The following is a 16,619-nucleotide window of genomic DNA, read 5'->3' on the forward strand; positions in this document are numbered from 1 at the left end:
TTCCTTCATCACCGACTTACATTAAATCGAGAGGCTAGAGGTTAGAGGCTAGAGGCTAGTATTCTTACTCATTACTCAGCACTCAGCACTTTCAAAAGGATTGTTATTCTAGATGTAGAGGGGAAAAGCATCGGCATCACTTCAACCAGCAAATAGCAGTGCCGATACTGTTCTGAGGGATTTTTGTTCTCCCAAAATCATTTAACTATCAATACTTGTATAACTATACAGCTATTAATATTTCTTTATATTTCCATACCTTGAGACAAAACAGAGATGTTGCATTGCAATATCTCAAAAAAGCCACGAAATTAATCGAAAAATAGCTGCTACAACCCTGATAAACCTAAGCATTAAGGTTATCGCTGGAAATTTGCTTTTCAATAATTTAACTGATGTGGAATGATAATCTTTTATGCTTATATAACTATTAAAAGATAAAATAATGTAAAGGAGTCTCATGGTCGATTTAGCTGCAACCCCAGAGCCGCAATTGCTGAAACCAGGTATTAAAGCGCCTGTTGCAGAAACATTATTAACACCTCGGTTTTACACCACTGACTTTGATGCAGTGGCGAAATTAGATATATCGGCTAATGAGACAGAAATCCGGGCGATTGTTAATGAACTGCGTGCTGACTACAACCGCCATCATTTTGTGCGCGACGATGAATTTAAACAATCATGGGATCACATTACAGGTGAAAAACGCCGCGCCTTTATTGACTTTTTAGAACGCTCTTGTACTTCGGAGTTTTCTGGCTTTCTTTTATTTAAAGAATTATCGCGCCGCTTGAAAAAAAATAACCCTCTGCTATCGGAAGCATTTGAATATTTGGCTAGGGATGAAGCACGCCATGCGGGATTTCTCAACAAATCAATGTCAGATTTGAAACTATCACTAGATTTAAGATTTTTAACCAAAACCCGCACGTATACATTTTTCCCGCCAGAGTGGATTATTTACACAGTTTACCTATCGGAGAAAATTGGTTACTGGCGCTATATTTTAGTGCATCAACACATGCAGAAGCATCCAGAATACCAGTTTTATCCGCTGTTCCGTAAATTTGAGAGTTGGTGTCAAGACGAAAATCGCCACGGAGATTTCTTTAAAGCATTGCTGCGATCGCAACCCAAACTTTGGAAAGATTGGAAAGCAAAATTGTGGGTGCGTTTCTTTCTGCTTTCTGTATTTGCTACCCATACAATGACTGTATTTGAAAGGGCATCATTCTACGAAACTATTGGTATCCACCCCCGCAAATACAACAACAGAGTTATCCAAGAAACAAACAACACTTCTGCACGGGCATTTCCCATCATTCTCAATACGAATCACCCACTATTTTTCTGGCGCTTAGAACAGTGTTCTGAGAACAATTTGAAAATCGCAGCAATTCAAAAAAGTGACCAGCCAAGTTTTGTCAAATTCCTCCAAAAAATTCCACCAATTCTCGCAATTGTTTGGCATATGTTGCAGCTATATCTCATCAAACCAATTGATACCGAAGCTACGCGCGGCACAGTTCTTTAATTGGTTTTTGTGTAAGAATTCAGGAGTCAGAAGCCAGAATTCATACCGTTTCACCGCCTACTGGCGCTTTACTCAGAACCATCGGTGGAGAGAGGAAACAAACGGAAGAACTGCTGGCACTGAGCTTTGCCGAAGTATTGCCCGTTTCCTTTTCTCTCTGCCGAAGGAAGTTCAAACTTTGAGTTATTCAATTAGTGGCGGGTATCAATCTACCACTAATTGATTCTGAATTATTCAATAATTATTTGTGCTAGTAAATATCCCCGATTTTTTAATAAGTCGGGGATATTTATTTGAATAAAAAACTATGCGATAAAACTCCATATTTATTGTCGTGAAAATAAATTTTTATTATTATTTTATACATTTACGTATATCTGTTGGCAGATAAGAAATTTACTCCGAGGGATTGAGGAAAATTCTGTCAAAAAAAGATACTAATAGAATTATTGAACTCAATAAAATTGTAATCACAAAATTTTAACTAATAGGAGAAGTTAGCATGGTTGTTGGTGTACGGAGACGTTCTGTAGGTGTATTTCCTAATCGTAGGGCTGCTGAAGAAGCATTACATGAATTGAAAAATTCTGGCTTTCCAATGGATAGAGTTTCTGTCATTGCCAGAGATGCAGATGGTAGAGATGAGATTGCCGGAACGGAAGTCCGCGATCGCGTTGGCGATAAATCTGACGAAGGTGCTGCGGTTGGTGCAGCTACAGGTGGTGCTTTAGGCGGTTTAACAGGTTTATTAGTTGGTCTTGGCACTTTGGCAATTCCTGGTATTGGGCCAATTATGTTAGCAGGAGCAACAGCAACTGCGATCGCTACTACTATTGCTGGGGCTGGTATTGGTGCAGTAGCTGGTAGCTTAATTGGAGCCTTGATTGGTTTGGGAATCCCCGAAGAACGCGCCAGAGTTTATAACGAACGCGTCCAAAGCGGCGGCTATTTAGTAATCGTAGATGGTACAGACGAAGAAATCGCCAGAGCAGAAGCTATTCTACATCGGCGGGGAATTGAAGAGTATGGTATCTACGACCATCCCCATACTCATGACGTGCATCGGGAAGTTGGTTATACCAAACATGCTCTAGGTTACTTTAATCATCGCCAAGATGCAGAAGCTGCAATTAATGATTTACGGGTTGCAGGCTTTCCGCTGAGCCAAATTTCTTTAATACATCGTGAGTCTGTAAACAGAGATGCATTAAGAGGTGTGAATTTTAGCGATCGCCTTGATGCTGTTCGCTATGGATTACCAGATGACCGCACTCGCTTTTACAATGAGCGCATCAATCACGGTGATTACATCGTTGCAGTCAGTGGTACAGATGACGAAATCAATCGTGCTGCTGCCATTCTCAATCGCCATAGAATTCAACAGTGGCAAATATTTGATCCACACAGTCACGGTACTGTATCCACCCATAAAAACCGTCGAGCAATTGGTGTATTTTCCCATCGTCGAGATGCAGAAGCAGCACTAAATGAATTGCGTGATGCTGGTTTTCCGATGAATCGCGTCTCACTCATCGCTAAAGACACAAACGGTCATGGTGTGGCTGGTGTTGGTAATAAAGCAGATGAAGGTGCAAAAGCCGGAGCTGCTACAGGCGGTGCATTAGGTGGTTTAGGTGGCTTGTTAGTTGGTCTAGGTGCATTAGCCATTCCCGGAATTGGCCCTGTGATTGCTGGCGGTGCAGCAGCAACAGCTTTAGCTACAACTTTGGCTGGTGGTGCTATTGGTGCAGCCGCAGGTGGTTTAGTTGGCGGACTAGTTGGTTTAGGTATTCCTGAAGACCGCGCTAGAGTTTATAGCGATCGCTTCCAACGAGGTGATTACTTAGTCATGGTTGATGGTACAGAAGCAGAAATTCAACACGCTCAAACCATCCTGCAACGTCGCGGTATTCAAGACTTTGGCATCTTTGACGCTACTGATGTCGATACAGAATCCCATCGCGGTTTGGATTGGACAAGACATCAAGAAACCCCAGTGATCGAAACTGGTCGCACTAACTACCCTGTAACAAGCGATCGCGAAGATTCTACCGTCACCATTGTTGATCGTCGTGATGAAACCCTCTAACCAAAGTTAGTTGTAAATCCCCACTATCTTGTCTGCAATTATGGGTGCGATCGCCAGCAAAAAATTCTTCAAGTCCACTTTATCTATCATTAATTAAACAAATGAAAAAACTAGCTCCTTTCTTAATTAGTGGTTTACTACTTATTGGTGCGGCTGCTTGTCAAAATCCTTCTAGAACCAGCGAATCAGCACCAGATACAGTTAATCAAAACCCAGCATCGCCTGCTGCACAAACAACTGAAGAAGCAAAAGAAGATGCTCAGAGTCAACTGCGCCGCCGACAACTCAATGAAGACATTCGCGCTCGTGAAGAACGGAATAATATGACTGGTGGTGATACACAAAGAGCTACAGGCGACCTGGCAAGTGAAGTTCGTTCTAAATTAGAAGCCAACATACCTGGTGGTCAGCTAACAGTTGCTGCCGATGAAAAAGGTACAGTCACTATCAACGGAACTGTACAAAACCAAGATCAACTGAATAAGATTCAGCCTTTAGCACAGGAAATTAAAGGTGTTAAGAGCGTAGTTAACAAAGCAGTTGTTGCTCCGGCAAAACAATAACAGAGTAACGAAAAATCCAACTTAATAGACGGGCATAAAGAACCGTAGAAAACGTTATTATGGTTAGTATTCAGAGGTTAGTTTTGAATTAAACTGACCTCTGATTTAGCCCGCACTTTTGTTTTCTGTGCCTTTGTTAGTAAAATTTCTGTGATTAGTAAAATTCTAAAAATATGGCACTCGAACAAGAATTCGATTCTGTAAATGTGACATCTTCAACTGGCGCAGTCGCCATTGAAGGTGTAGACACCCAAAACTTACCAAAGCTGCCACCTGCGAGTGAACCTGAAACTCAATGGCAGCAAATCAATCGTAAAATCTCTCAATTTTTGGATCAGCTGCCTTATTATTTAAATCAGTTTTGGGCAGCATACAAATTACCATTAATTACTTTAGGTTTAGTTTTAGCAGCTACTGTCACACTTAAAGTTGTACTAACATTACTGGATGCCATTAATGATTTACCACTGTTAGAGCCGACTTTCGAGTTGATTGGAATTATTTACTCTACTTGGTTTGTATTTCGTTATCTTGTGCAAGCCTCTACTCGTCAAGAATTAGCAGTAGAGATTCGCAATCTCCAAACCCAAATTTTAGGAGAACAGCAAATTTAATTATTAAAAATTAGGTTTGTTCAGATACCCGACTTCTTAAAGAAGTCGGGTATCTATATAATTAATGGTCTCTTAGATTTATTTCTCTTGGTTACATTTAAATTTTAAATACATCTCAAGGCATAGAAATAATTTATTTTTTTGATTTAAATCTCTTCTTAAGATAGTAGATAGATTCTCGTCAACATCCTAATCTAGTTCTCGAAGCTATTGAACAAAATACTTTTCTTTAAATTCGAGGACATGATTTATGGCTAATGAAAAATTTAAAAAAGCAGTAGATTCATCTGAAAGAGCAAAAGTAGATATGTATGATAGAGGAATTATCCCTGCTGAAACTGCTGCTCGTAAAGAAAGAGAGGGAGAATTATATAAAACATTACCCACAGAAGAAAGAGAAGCATCTGCCCCCACTGACGACCAAACCGATGCACAAAGCATCCACACCACAGACGGTTACACAGTAGATAAAGAAGGTTTATTAAATAACTACGCAGTAGAACCAGAAATGTACTATGAAGTTCCTGGCGATGCGCGTCAAGTAGTAGCAGAAGACAGCGCACAACGCATGGAAGAACTTCAAGAAGTCAACGAAGATAAAGAAGGCGAGTTAACAGAAGAAGCTGACAGACGCGGTAGAGGTCAAGGAATAGTTTAGTTATTCAGGAAAAATGCAGCAGCCAGAATACAAAATCATGAATGAGTAATTCTAATTCCTGACTCATAAACTATCTTTTCATAACTCTCACTCGCCGATTCTTTCATCAAACTCCACCAATAACCTCTCTTAAACTTTTTAAGAGAGGTTTTATTTACGGCAGTTGAAATATAGTAATAAAAATTGTTAATGGCTAAAAATTTTTCGTATCACTGAGTAAGTTCTATAGGCTTACAATATATTTCAGGTAAATGAGATACAAGCGTAAAACCCAAAACTATGTAGAGAAGTTACATGTAACGTCTCTACAGTATTCCACAAATATGCAACCTGCTGTATACTCAGCACTCAGCACTTTTATTGAATGCTGCTTTCCCTAACGATTGGCAAATTACATCATTTTGTGGAGTGTGGATACGGCTGCACAAAACGTCACGATAATGTCTTTCTAACGGATTCTTTCTTGTTAATCCAGGATTACCAATAAGTTCCAAACCAATTTCTACCGCACGAATTGAGTTGGTTGTGCTGAGATATTTCACAGCTTGTGCTTGTAAATCTACATTAGGTTCAAAATCGCCTTGTTCAACTTCTTGTGCCAAGTTATAAATGAGTTTGCGGTTCGCATAAAGTAGCGCTTCTATTTCACCCACAGCTGTTTGAAAACGTGGCAAACTTGCTAGTGGTGTTCCCAAATTTGACGGAGTGCGATCGCCAAGATATTCTATTAACCAATCTCGCGCAGCTGTGGCAACTCCTAAATACAACGCACTCAATGTCAAGCTGTTCCACACCGCTGTCATCGGATCTGGTGGTGATTTAATAGAGACAGGGCGAATATCTAAAGCATATTCATGGGGAATTAAGACATTCTCTAAAATTAAATCATGACTCCCAGTCGCTCTCATTCCCAGATGATCCCAAGTTTCGACAATTCGCAAGCCAGGTAAGTCACAAGGAACTAAAAAATTGCCGACTTGGGGTTCATCTTCAGTTGTTTTTGCCCAAACAACAAAGTAGCTGAGGATGGGACTACCTGTTGTATACTGCTTATGTCCAGTTAACCGCCAGCCTTGTGCTGTTTTTTCGGCAGTTGTTGCTGGTAAACCGCCTCTAGCTGGTGTGCCTAATTCTGGTTCTACACGGGCAGCATTGATGAGGGCGAGGTTGGCGATCGCCTCCCGACAAACTTTCTTGTATACTTCAGGATGCCAGCAACGGTTACGATTAGCTTTAGCGTGTTGTAGATAATGCATGGTCAACACTAAAGCCGTAGAAGCATCACCACTGGCTATTCCTTCAATAACTTGGCAAATAGTAGCAAGCCCTAAATCTTGTCCGCCCAAATCACGGGGAATAGTTAAACTCAACAGTCCCGCTTGATGCAGCGCCCTAAAATTCTCAAAAGGAAATGAACCATCTTTGTCATGCACTGCGGCGCGGGTAGCAAAATCTTGCGCCAGTGTTTTAACTTGATCGAAAAGTGCCGAAGAAGTTTCCCAGCCTTGATTCACAAAGGGTTCTAATAGTACTTGCTTCACTTGTGACATATATATATGTTATCGGAGCCATATTTGATTTTTGAAATACATAAATCTGAATAACATATAACTGCTGAATTACAAACTCCCTATTTTTGAGCTTCCACCCCCGCAGGCAAACATGTGTAGACATAACTGCTGGGAAAGCTCTTTACAAACTTCTACTCCCCGCACGCTGTTACCCCGCGCATCTAATGGTGGTGAAAACACTCCTATTCCCATCTGATTCGGCACAACCGCGAGGATTCCGCCACATACGCCACTTTTCGCCGGAATTCCGACTGTATATGCCCATTCACCAGCAAAGTTGTACATTCCACAGGTGTACATGACGCTGAGAATATCCTTTATATATTGATGGTCTACAGCGCGTTCGCCTGTGATGGGGTTAATTCCTTTGTTCGCTAGTGTCGCCGCCATCACTGCTAAGTCGTGACAATTCACAATTACGGCGCATTGCTGAAAATAAAGGTCTAATGCTTCTTCTATATTTTGGTCAATCATGCCAAAGTTCAGCATGAGGTGTGCCATTGCGCGGTTGCGATGTCCGGTGCTGCGTTCGGAAGTAAATACGGAAATATCCACAAACACATCGTGACCTGTGTAGCGGCGGAACATCTCTAGGACGCGGTTGAGGCGTTCGGTTGCGCCATCTCCTTTAATTAAGCTGGTGGTGGCGATCGCACCAGCGTTTACCATTGGGTTATACGGTCGCTTCGATTGCTCATCCAAAATAATTGAGTTGAATGCGTCTCCTGTTGGTTCTACGCCAACTCTTGTCAACACATAATCTCGCCCATGATCTTCTAGCGCTAGTCCGTAAGCAAAGACCTTTGAAATTGACTGGATAGTAAATAGCTGTTGGTAATCTCCAACTTCGTAAACCTGACCATCCACAGTTACGATGCAAATGCTAAATAAATCTGGGTTTACCTTGGCTAATTCTGGAATGTAGTTTGCGACTGCACCTTCTTGCAGAGACTTGTACTTAGAATGCAAGTCTTGAAGAACAGATAACAATGATGATGTAACTATTTCTAAATCTCCTGAATTTGCTTGTTTTGCCATGAAGCTGATAGTTTATTCTAGAAAATCATCGGTAATCAATCGATTTCGGGTAGTCAATTTTTGATGTGATTTTTGCTACATCGCAAAAATCATGAATATACGTCCACTAGTGTTTTTTAATTTTCTCATTCTTATTTTTCTTTTAATTGTAAAAAATATTAGTTACAGAAGCGCCTAATTTTTTTGCTGATTACCCCAGGTAGTACTTATATTTTAAACTACTTTTATAAATGTATTTACTAAGTATATTTCCATGTATATATATACTACATAAATATTGTTGAAACATCAAGAATTTCAGCCAGAAAAACAATTGATTTTTGCTGTAATTATTAATATTCATTGCTTTTAGTTAATCCTAAAGATTATATAAATTTAGTCTTATACAGGATTGACAACGGGTTTTATGCCTAAATATATTGAAATCTAATACTAACTATTTTTAAAATTTATATGTTCCATAGCATACAAATTTTTTGAGGAAAGTATCAGGTAAATCGACCCACTTTTCCCAAAATCTAATCTGAGAATAATGTAAAGTTTTAATAAGAAATTTGTTAGTAGCCGAAAAAAACGCTACACCCCTAAAATCCGCATTTGAACAAGGTTTTGCTCTTGTGATTGGCATTTGAATTTGAGAAATTTAGGCTTGATTACGATAAAACCCTGATCCCCAAGTCCAAAAGTTCGTGTTAGTCTGTTGCAGTTATGAAAAACAAAGTGAAAGCGGAACGAGTTCGATTTTAAGGAAAACTTTTTGCTCTTTGTGGCATTAAATTCCGTTAATCAAAAAAACTACTGTTCTACAGTCGCTTGAAAATTGGACGCATGAACCAAAGACATTTGTGGACTATTGTCGCCTTGTGTGTAACTCTTACGGGGATTTCCTCAGTCGGTTGCACTCGGACTACTGCTCAAACCACTAAGGAAGCTAATCAAGTTTCCCAAAAATCATCTGATGGTGATGTGGTTAAGGTAGGTGAGTATCAATCCCCAAAAGAGAAACAGAACTCAAATGCTGTGATTACGAGCATTCATTCTCACAGTGTTGGAGGTCGGCAAGCGGCAACCCTGTACATCCGGAACATACCAGTACTCACTTTCGTGAGTTCTAAGCCAGTTGCGAGTGGTGAAACGAAACAAGGTGTTGTAGGAGAAGGAGGGGGCGTGCAGTCATCGTACGCCCTTATTGCTGGCAACTCAACTAAAGTGGCAAGTACTGGCAATGTAGTCAGTTCCGGAAACCAAGTTGGCTCACTAGAAAACGATCCCGTTCAAAGAGCTAGTGTGATAGCAGCTAAAATCAACCAGCTGATTCAAGACAACGTTAATGCCGAACAGATTACGGTCAGTTGGAAGGATGACAGCAAAACTGCTAATCAAGCCCAAGATAAAAGCTCTTCTGGACAGCAACAGCCAAGCGATCGCTATACAATCAAAATCAAAGACCAAGAATTGGTGGAAATTAACGAAAATACCCGCCTAGCAGACACCACCAAGAATTTGGCACAAGACGCATTACAAGCAACCAACCGCCTCCGCAGACTCATTGGCAATGCTTCACCCTTAACCAAAATTGCTAACTTACCCACAGGGTTAAGATTTTCAGTTCCCCAGCTGCCTCAACAGGTATCCATTGGTGGAGTCAGACTTAGCTTCCGAGGTATGGCATCCTTTTATGGCTATGATGGCTCAGGCTCCATGACTGCCAGTGGCGAAAGATTTAATCCCGAAGCAATGACTGCTGCCCATCGCAGCTTGCCCCTTGGTACAAAAGTTCGTGTTACCAACACCCGCAATGGTCGTTCTGTAGTAGTACGTATCAATGACCGTGGCCCATATATCCGGGGTCGAGTCATTGACTTGTCTGCTGGTGCAGCACGAGTTATCGGCATGATGAGCAGTGGCGTTGCACCAGTGCATATCGAAGTGTTGGGAAGATAACTTTTAGGTAATTTGAAGGATATTCGGCATAACCAATTTTAGATTTTAGATTTTAGATTGCTAAATCACCAATCTAAAATCCAAAATTCAAAATCTAAAATTCTCTCGGCTGTTCGGCGTAGTGTTTTCCCTAAACGCGCTTGGCGCGAATTAATGACAAAGGCTAAATCTCAATCTCAAATTCTGCACTTTCTCCTTCAAATTTACTTAATTTCTATTTCCCCTAGTTCTCGTAACTTTTCCCCCAATTTCAGATATAAACTAACGGGGGAGGGTTAGAAGAACTAGGGGAATTTTGTGCGCCTGCTGACAACAGTCGCAGCTTTACGCTGCTATTTAAATCAACTTCGCTCCCAAAGCCTGCTGAATGCTCCAGAGGATCTGTTCGCAGATGAAATGAGCAGCTGGGATCGAACAGCAGTCGGTTTAGTACCGACAATGGGGGGCTTGCATAAAGGTCATTTAAACCTAATTAAACGAGCAAGACAAGAAAACTCAAAGGTGATTGTCAGTATTTTCGTCAATCCCCTGCAATTTGGCCCCAATGAAGATTATGCACGTTATCCTCGAACTTTAGAGGCAGACCAAAAATTATGTGAAGATGCTGCGGTTGACGCGATTTTTGCTCCGACTCCGGAAGCGATGGGAGTACCGCAGAAAAATATACAAGAATCTATGGTTACCCAAGTAATCCCGCCATCTGCTATGATATCAGGTTTGTGTGGCCGTTCTCGGATAGGTCACTTTCAGGGCGTAGCAACGATTGTTACCAAGCTTTTGAACTTGGTACAACCTGATCGAGCCTACTTTGGTCAAAAAGATGGTCAGCAGCTGGCGATTATTAAGCGGCTGGTAGCTGATTTAAATTTGCCAGTAGAAATTGTTGCTTGTCCGACAGTCCGAGAAGAGTCAGGTTTGGCTTTTAGTTCTCGCAATCAATATTTGAGTGCGACCGAAAAAGAGCAAGCAGCGGTTTTATATCGTGGGTTAAAACAAGCTGAAGCTGCTTTTAAATCTGGTGTGCGCCAAAGCGACCAGCTGATAGCAGTTGTACAGCAAGAAGTGGCTAGGGTCAGTACTGTATTAGTGGAATATATTGAATTGGTTGAACCGTCTACGTTAATGCCATTAGAAACAATTGAGGAGGAAGGAATGCTGGCGATCGCAGCTCGTCTTGGTTCTACACGTTTGATTGATAATACCATTTTGCGCGATCGCCAACCCATCATCGCTATTGATGGGCCAGCTGGAGCCGGAAAATCTACGGTAGCACGCCAAGTCGCTGCGGAACTAGGTTTAGTTTATTTAGATACTGGTGCTATGTATCGGGCGATAACTTGGCTAGTAGTACAAAAAGGCATTGCCCTTGATGATGAGTGTGCGATCGCTGAATTAGCTCATACCTGTAAAATTGAACTGACTCCTAGCCCAGATTTAAAATCTCCTGTACGGGTTTGGATTGATGATGTTGATGTTACCCAAGAAATTCGCACTGTTGAGGTCACATCTAAAGTATCAGCGATCGCAGCCCAAAGCGCTGTGCGTCAAGCCTTGGTTAAACAGCAGCAAAACTGGGGTAAAAAAGGTGGTTTAGTCGCTGAAGGCCGAGATATTGGTAGCCATGTCTTCCCCGATGCTGAAGTTAAAATCTTTTTAACTGCTTCTGTTAATGAACGCGCCCGTCGTCGCCAGCAAGACTTTAAAAAACAAGGTCAACCCGAAGTTAGTTTAGAGCAACTAGAGCGGGACATTGCAGAACGTGACTGGAAAGATAGCACTCGTAAAGTTTCCCCCTTACAAAAAGCTGCGGATGCAATGGAACTGCAAACTGATGGTATGAATGCATCTGAAGTTGCTGCCCAAATTATTAGTTATTACCATCAACGCTTATCTCAAGCGTAATCATAGAGGTTTGCCTTTAATTTTTATTTCGGCACAGTGGTGAGTAACTCATTACCTACCCACCACTTTCAAACCTCAATCTTGTATGATTTGTAATTGACTAATTTAGTTTGAATTAAGCGACTGTAAATAATGATTTTATCAACTTTAAAAAATAATTCATCTAGCTTAAGGCTGATTAGTAATATTTAAATTCCTACTCCTTAAGGTAGAAGTATCAAAGGTTAAGAATTCGCTAAATAAATGGGTGGTTAAATAATGACCACAACTAAGTTATTATAAACTCTGGCTGTAAAACCAAAGTTAATTGCCAAAGCATTACCTTGTTTCATTCTCCCCTAGCTTGGGGATAAATAGGTCGGCGCAAATAATTATTATTGGAATAAGGCAAGGGACAGAAAGAGTTTGAGCCTTATTTACTTTTCTTCACATAGTTCGGTTTTATTGCACCGATTTACTTAGATGTTTTTTGCAGATTAAGCAGAATAGAAGATTTCACGGTGAATCATCTGCTAGTACAACATAAGAAAATAAACAACCTATTTAAAAATGTCCAAAACCTCTGCAAAGTGGTAAATAGGAATTACTAATTCAGCCCAGCGGTAGTAGTTGCTAATCACTAAAATAGCTTTACCATAAAATATTAGCTGTTTTTATTTATAGTTCTTATTCTATAGGCTTTTGACTTATGGAAAAAGTCTTTTGTTTTCATCATCACTTTGGTAGTAAAATGACGATGTTAAGTTTTATGTTCTCCTAATTTAGGACATCAAAACTACTAAACACAAAACCTGTAATTTTCCAAGCTTCGGCAATAGCTTTAGTCCGAAAAACAGTAAAGAGAGGATTTCACAAAATGGCATTTACACAGCCCCCCTTACCCTTTGCATCTGATGCTCTAGAGCCATACGGCATGAAAGCTGAGACCTTCGAGTATCACTATGGCAAGCATCACAAAGCTTATGTCGATAATCTCAACAAGCTCACCGAAGGTACAGAACTGGCTGATAAGTCCTTGGAAGAAGTAATCCAAATCTCCTTTAAAGATCCCTCTAAAGTAGGTATCTTCAACAACGCCGCTCAAGTTTGGAACCACACCTTCTTTTGGAACAGCTTGAAGCCAGCAGGTGGCGGCGCACCCAGCGGTGAACTTGCAACCAGAATTGAAAAAGACTTTGGTAGCTTCGACAAATTTAAAGAAGAGTTTTCTAATGCAGCGGCTACTCAGTTTGGTAGTGGTTGGGCTTGGCTAATTGATGATGGTGGTACCCTCAAGGTAATTAAAACCCCCAACGCCGAAAACCCCTTAGCCCACGGCAAAAAAGCATTGCTCACCCTTGATGTTTGGGAACACGCTTATTACATCGACTTCCGCAATGCTCGTCCAGCATTCATTAAGAATTTCTTAGATCAGTTAGTTAACTGGGACTTCGTTGCTGAAAATCTTGCTAAAGCATAACTTCTATCCGGTAGAAGCTGATAACAGCCTTCTGCCAAATGTATAAAGCATAGGTATTCAGTTGATTGCCAAAATATTACCCAACAGTCACGACTCATATCGTGGCTGTTTTTGCTTCAGTTAAATATTTTGCCAACACGGTAGTAGCGATCGCCCCTCTGAACTATCTTGAGAATAGGGAATCAAAGCCGTAAATTTCTTAATTTTTTTGCTTAAAAAAATATAAAAATCAACCCAAAAAAGATATGGACAGCAAAGAATTAGCACAATACCTCGAAGCAACAGATAGCATTGCCAAACCTTGGCTACTAGTACAACTACGTCTAAAAAAATTACAAGAACGCCGAGACACAATTTCCGAAGATACTTATGCTAACGAGTTAGCCGACATTCACCAAGACCTGATGAATTTGGGTGAATGGTGGCGAGGCATAGAAGATGAGGTCTTTTAATGAGGTAATATCAATAGTCCAGAGTCAATAGTCAAGAGTTTATAGACCATTGACTATTGACCATTGACCATTGACTATTAACTAACTCTTATGGATTATCGGGATGCAGGGGTTGATGTTGAGGCTGGTAGAGCCTTTGTAGATCAAATTCGCAATTTGGTTCACAGCACCTTTAGGCCAGAAGTAATTGGTGGACTAGGTGGTTTTGGCGGTTGCTTTCAACTACCAACAGGTTACAAAGAACCTGTACTAGTTTCGGGAACCGATGGTGTAGGTACAAAGCTCAAAATCGCTCAAATTCTCAATCGCCACGATAGTGTGGGGATTGACTTAGTGGCTATGTGCGTTAATGATGTGCTGACATCTGGTGCAGAACCCCTGTTTTTTTTAGATTATGTGGCGACAGGTAAGTTAGATAAAGAGCAGTTGACACAGGTAGTAGCAGGTATCGCCTCCGGTTGTAAACTGGCAGGTTGTGCCTTATTAGGTGGAGAAACTGCTGAAATGCCTGGTTTCTACCAAGTAGGCGAGTATGACTTAGCTGGGTTTTGTGTGGGAATTGTCGAAAAAAGCCAGATGCTGGATGGTTCCCAGGTGCAAGTTGGGGATGTAGCGATCGCTCTAGCTAGTGCTGGCGTACACAGTAATGGTTTAAGCTTAGTACGAAAGATTGTCAGTGATGGCGGTTTTGCTTGGAGCGACAGCCCAGATTTGTTAGGTGGCGAAACGATTGGTGAAGCTTTTCTCAAACCGACGCGCATTTATGTCAAACCAGTTCTCGCCGCCCGTCAAGCTGGCTTAGAAATTCATGGAATGGCGCATATTACCGGTGGAGGCTTACCAGAAAACTTACCCCGATGTTTAGGAAAGAATCAAGCAATTCAAATTAACCGCAAAAGTTGGACAATTCCCCCAGCATTTCAATGGTTAGCTGAAACTGGTGCAGTCAGTGATGAAGCCATGTTTAATACTTTCAATATGGGAATTGGATTTGTGCTGTTAGTACCATCTCAGCAAGTAGACCAAACAATTACCTTTTTTGCATCACAAAATATTCCAGCTTTTGCAATTGGTGAGGTAATTCCTGGTGCAGGTACACTGGAGGGATTATTTAGCTAAAGATGGGGAGTAGAGAGTAGGGAATAGGGATCTGACAGGTGTAGGTTTTTTACGTTCTACCTCAAAAACGTTGATTTGGGGTGTAGGAGTATAAGGGTGTAGGGGTGATGCAACTCCAATTAACTCGTGATTTTTAGAGTCATTACTCATCAAATTTTAAAAACCTACACTTGTGAGGGAATAAATAGGGAGTAAGGAAAAGACATTTTTGCTTGTAGTGTCATGGAACCTTCTGAGTGACTAGCTGAAAAAAGTTCGCAGCGTTGATTCAACAATACTATTCCTTACTCCCTAGGCTCTCATCCTGAGAATTTATATCAGTAATTATCTTAATAATTTTGAAAAATTTTTTACTTGCTCTTATTAAAGCAATCGAAAATACTCATGTCCATTATCATTGAGATTTGCTAACGTAGTCTTAACATATTGAAAAATTTAGCTGAGTAAGCTAACCAAAAAGCTACTGGCACAAATTATAAGTGCTGGTGTTTTGTGATCTATAGGTGTGGCGTTCTGGTTGGTAAATAACTGCGTATATTTGTGCAGAGGGTGATATGGTGATGAATTGTACGCGGACATCGACTTCTTGCGAACTTTTAAAACAAGTATTCCAGAAGATTGATGCCCAAAGTTGTCCGAAATTATTTAATTTCCACATGCATACTGTCTATTCAGACGGGAGGTTGCAGCCGAGTGAATTGATGGAACAGGCGATCACAATTGGCCTAGAAGGATTGGCAATTACTGACCATCATAATATTGGTGGCTATTTAGCTGCACAAGCTTGGTTAGAAGACTGGAAGTGGAAAAATCCTGATAGTATTACTCCTTATTTGTGGAGTGGTACAGAAATCAATGCTAACCTCTTGGATAATGAAGTTCACATTTTGGCTTACGCATTTGAGCCAAATAACTCCAGTATAAAACCTTACTTGCAAAGAAAAGCTGCAACAGGTAAAGAATATGAAGCAATCAACGTGATTGCTGCTATTCATGAAGCTGGTGGATTAGCAGTTTTGGCGCATCCAGCACGTTACAGGCGATCGCATTTTGATTTAATCGCAGCTGCGGCGGAACAGGGTATTGATGGTGTAGAAACTTTCTACGCTTATAATAACCCCAACCCCTGGAAACCCAGTCTTACAGAATCACAACAAGTGCAACAGTTGGCTAATGAATATGGCTTGTTCAATACCTGTGGTACTGATACGCATGGGTTAAATTTACTACAGCGATTGTAAATGTATATTTAATTTTGTTATAGCAGTCGAAGCATAGGTTAGGACTATATTGATTGCTGAAACCTCTGTAGACGCGAAGCGGCTTCCCGTAGGGTAAATACTGAGTTTCTACTCAGCACTCAGCACTTTGCTATAACTACTCCTGGTTTAACCAGCCAGGGGGTTATCCTACAAAAAATTTTCCAAGTTGAGTTTTTATACCTGTTTAGCTACAGTAACCCGATTTAATTGCTGAAATTGACTAATTACACACAACTCTAAAACCGCAAGTATTCAATCTAGTGTCAGACTCATAGCGATTGTGAGAAGCACAAGCTTATTTATTAACCTGTTTTTAAATATGCGTTATTCTTTATTTCATCACAAAGCATCACTGTCTGTAAAAAGTATGGTCTGTTGCTCATACGAGTATTAGTTGAGTAGCCAGTAGTA

At 40.7% G+C, this 16,619-nt stretch carries 13 protein-coding genes; 11 read left to right on the forward strand and 2 right to left on the reverse strand.

Annotation, left to right across the window (positions count from 1 at the left end):
* The first annotated feature begins 460 nt into the window (after nt 1–460).
* The 5 genes from acsF to ACMX3D_RS04360 all read left to right on the forward strand — a co-directional run bounded on the left by acsF (nt 461) and on the right by ACMX3D_RS04360 (nt 5,461).
* Nucleotides 461–1,537: a magnesium-protoporphyrin IX monomethyl ester (oxidative) cyclase gene (gene acsF, locus ACMX3D_RS04340; RefSeq protein WP_482750240.1), complete on the forward strand. Its 1,077-nt coding sequence runs from the start codon at nt 461–463 to the stop codon at nt 1,535–1,537.
* A 502-nt stretch (nt 1,538–2,039) separates the two neighbouring features.
* Nucleotides 2,040–3,626 (forward strand): histidine kinase, encoded by a 1,587-nt coding sequence (locus ACMX3D_RS04345; protein ID WP_482750241.1) that lies wholly within the window; start codon nt 2,040–2,042, stop codon nt 3,624–3,626.
* 101 nt (nt 3,627–3,727) lie between these two features.
* Nucleotides 3,728–4,189, forward strand: coding sequence for a BON domain-containing protein (locus tag ACMX3D_RS04350; RefSeq protein ID WP_482750242.1), 462 nt, complete (start codon nt 3,728–3,730; stop codon nt 4,187–4,189).
* Nucleotides 4,190–4,362: 173 nt separating this feature from the next.
* On the forward strand, nt 4,363–4,803 hold the full coding sequence (locus tag ACMX3D_RS04355; protein ID WP_482750243.1) for a CAAD domain-containing protein: 441 nt from the start codon (nt 4,363–4,365) through the stop codon (nt 4,801–4,803).
* 250 nt (nt 4,804–5,053) lie between these two features.
* Nucleotides 5,054–5,461: a hypothetical protein gene (locus ACMX3D_RS04360; RefSeq protein ID WP_482750244.1), complete on the forward strand. Its 408-nt coding sequence runs from the start codon at nt 5,054–5,056 to the stop codon at nt 5,459–5,461.
* A gap of 341 nt (nt 5,462–5,802) precedes the next feature.
* Here ACMX3D_RS04360 and ACMX3D_RS04365 read toward each other — a convergent pair whose 3' ends face one another.
* Both ACMX3D_RS04365 and glsA read right to left on the reverse strand, forming a co-directional pair.
* Entirely contained in the window at nt 5,803–7,011 is a 1,209-nt protein-coding gene (locus ACMX3D_RS04365; protein WP_482750245.1) for an acyl-CoA dehydrogenase family protein, read from the reverse strand.
* 69 nt (nt 7,012–7,080) lie between these two features.
* Nucleotides 7,081–8,070, reverse strand: a complete 990-nt coding sequence (gene glsA / locus ACMX3D_RS04370; RefSeq protein WP_482750246.1) for a glutaminase A — start codon at nt 8,068–8,070, stop codon at nt 7,081–7,083.
* Nucleotides 8,071–8,898: 828 nt separating this feature from the next.
* Between glsA and ACMX3D_RS04375 the strand changes: the two genes are divergently transcribed.
* The 6 genes from ACMX3D_RS04375 to ACMX3D_RS04400 all read left to right on the forward strand — a co-directional run bounded on the left by ACMX3D_RS04375 (nt 8,899) and on the right by ACMX3D_RS04400 (nt 16,187).
* Complete coding sequence (locus ACMX3D_RS04375; protein WP_482750247.1) at nt 8,899–10,014, forward strand: septal ring lytic transglycosylase RlpA family protein; 1,116 nt, start codon at nt 8,899–8,901, stop codon at nt 10,012–10,014.
* Between the two features lie 297 nt (nt 10,015–10,311).
* Nucleotides 10,312–11,916 carry a bifunctional pantoate--beta-alanine ligase/(d)CMP kinase gene (locus ACMX3D_RS04380; protein ID WP_482750248.1) on the forward strand — a complete coding sequence of 535 codons (1,605 nt, stop codon included), beginning with the start codon at nt 10,312–10,314 and terminating at the stop codon, nt 11,914–11,916.
* An 856-nt stretch (nt 11,917–12,772) separates the two neighbouring features.
* Entirely contained in the window at nt 12,773–13,375 is a 603-nt protein-coding gene (gene sodB, locus ACMX3D_RS04385; protein ID WP_482750249.1) for a superoxide dismutase [Fe], read from the forward strand.
* 245 nt (nt 13,376–13,620) lie between these two features.
* Nucleotides 13,621–13,827, forward strand: a complete 207-nt coding sequence (locus tag ACMX3D_RS04390) for a hypothetical protein (protein WP_482750250.1) — start codon at nt 13,621–13,623, stop codon at nt 13,825–13,827.
* A 90-nt stretch (nt 13,828–13,917) separates the two neighbouring features.
* Entirely contained in the window at nt 13,918–14,946 is a 1,029-nt protein-coding gene (gene purM / locus ACMX3D_RS04395; protein WP_482750251.1) for a phosphoribosylformylglycinamidine cyclo-ligase, read from the forward strand.
* A 554-nt stretch (nt 14,947–15,500) separates the two neighbouring features.
* On the forward strand, nt 15,501–16,187 hold the full coding sequence (locus tag ACMX3D_RS04400; RefSeq protein ID WP_482750252.1) for a PHP domain-containing protein: 687 nt from the start codon (nt 15,501–15,503) through the stop codon (nt 16,185–16,187).
* The last annotated feature ends 432 nt before the right edge of the window (nt 16,188–16,619 follow it).

The sequence above is a fragment of the Anabaena sp. TISTR 8404 genome (assembly GCF_056847745.1).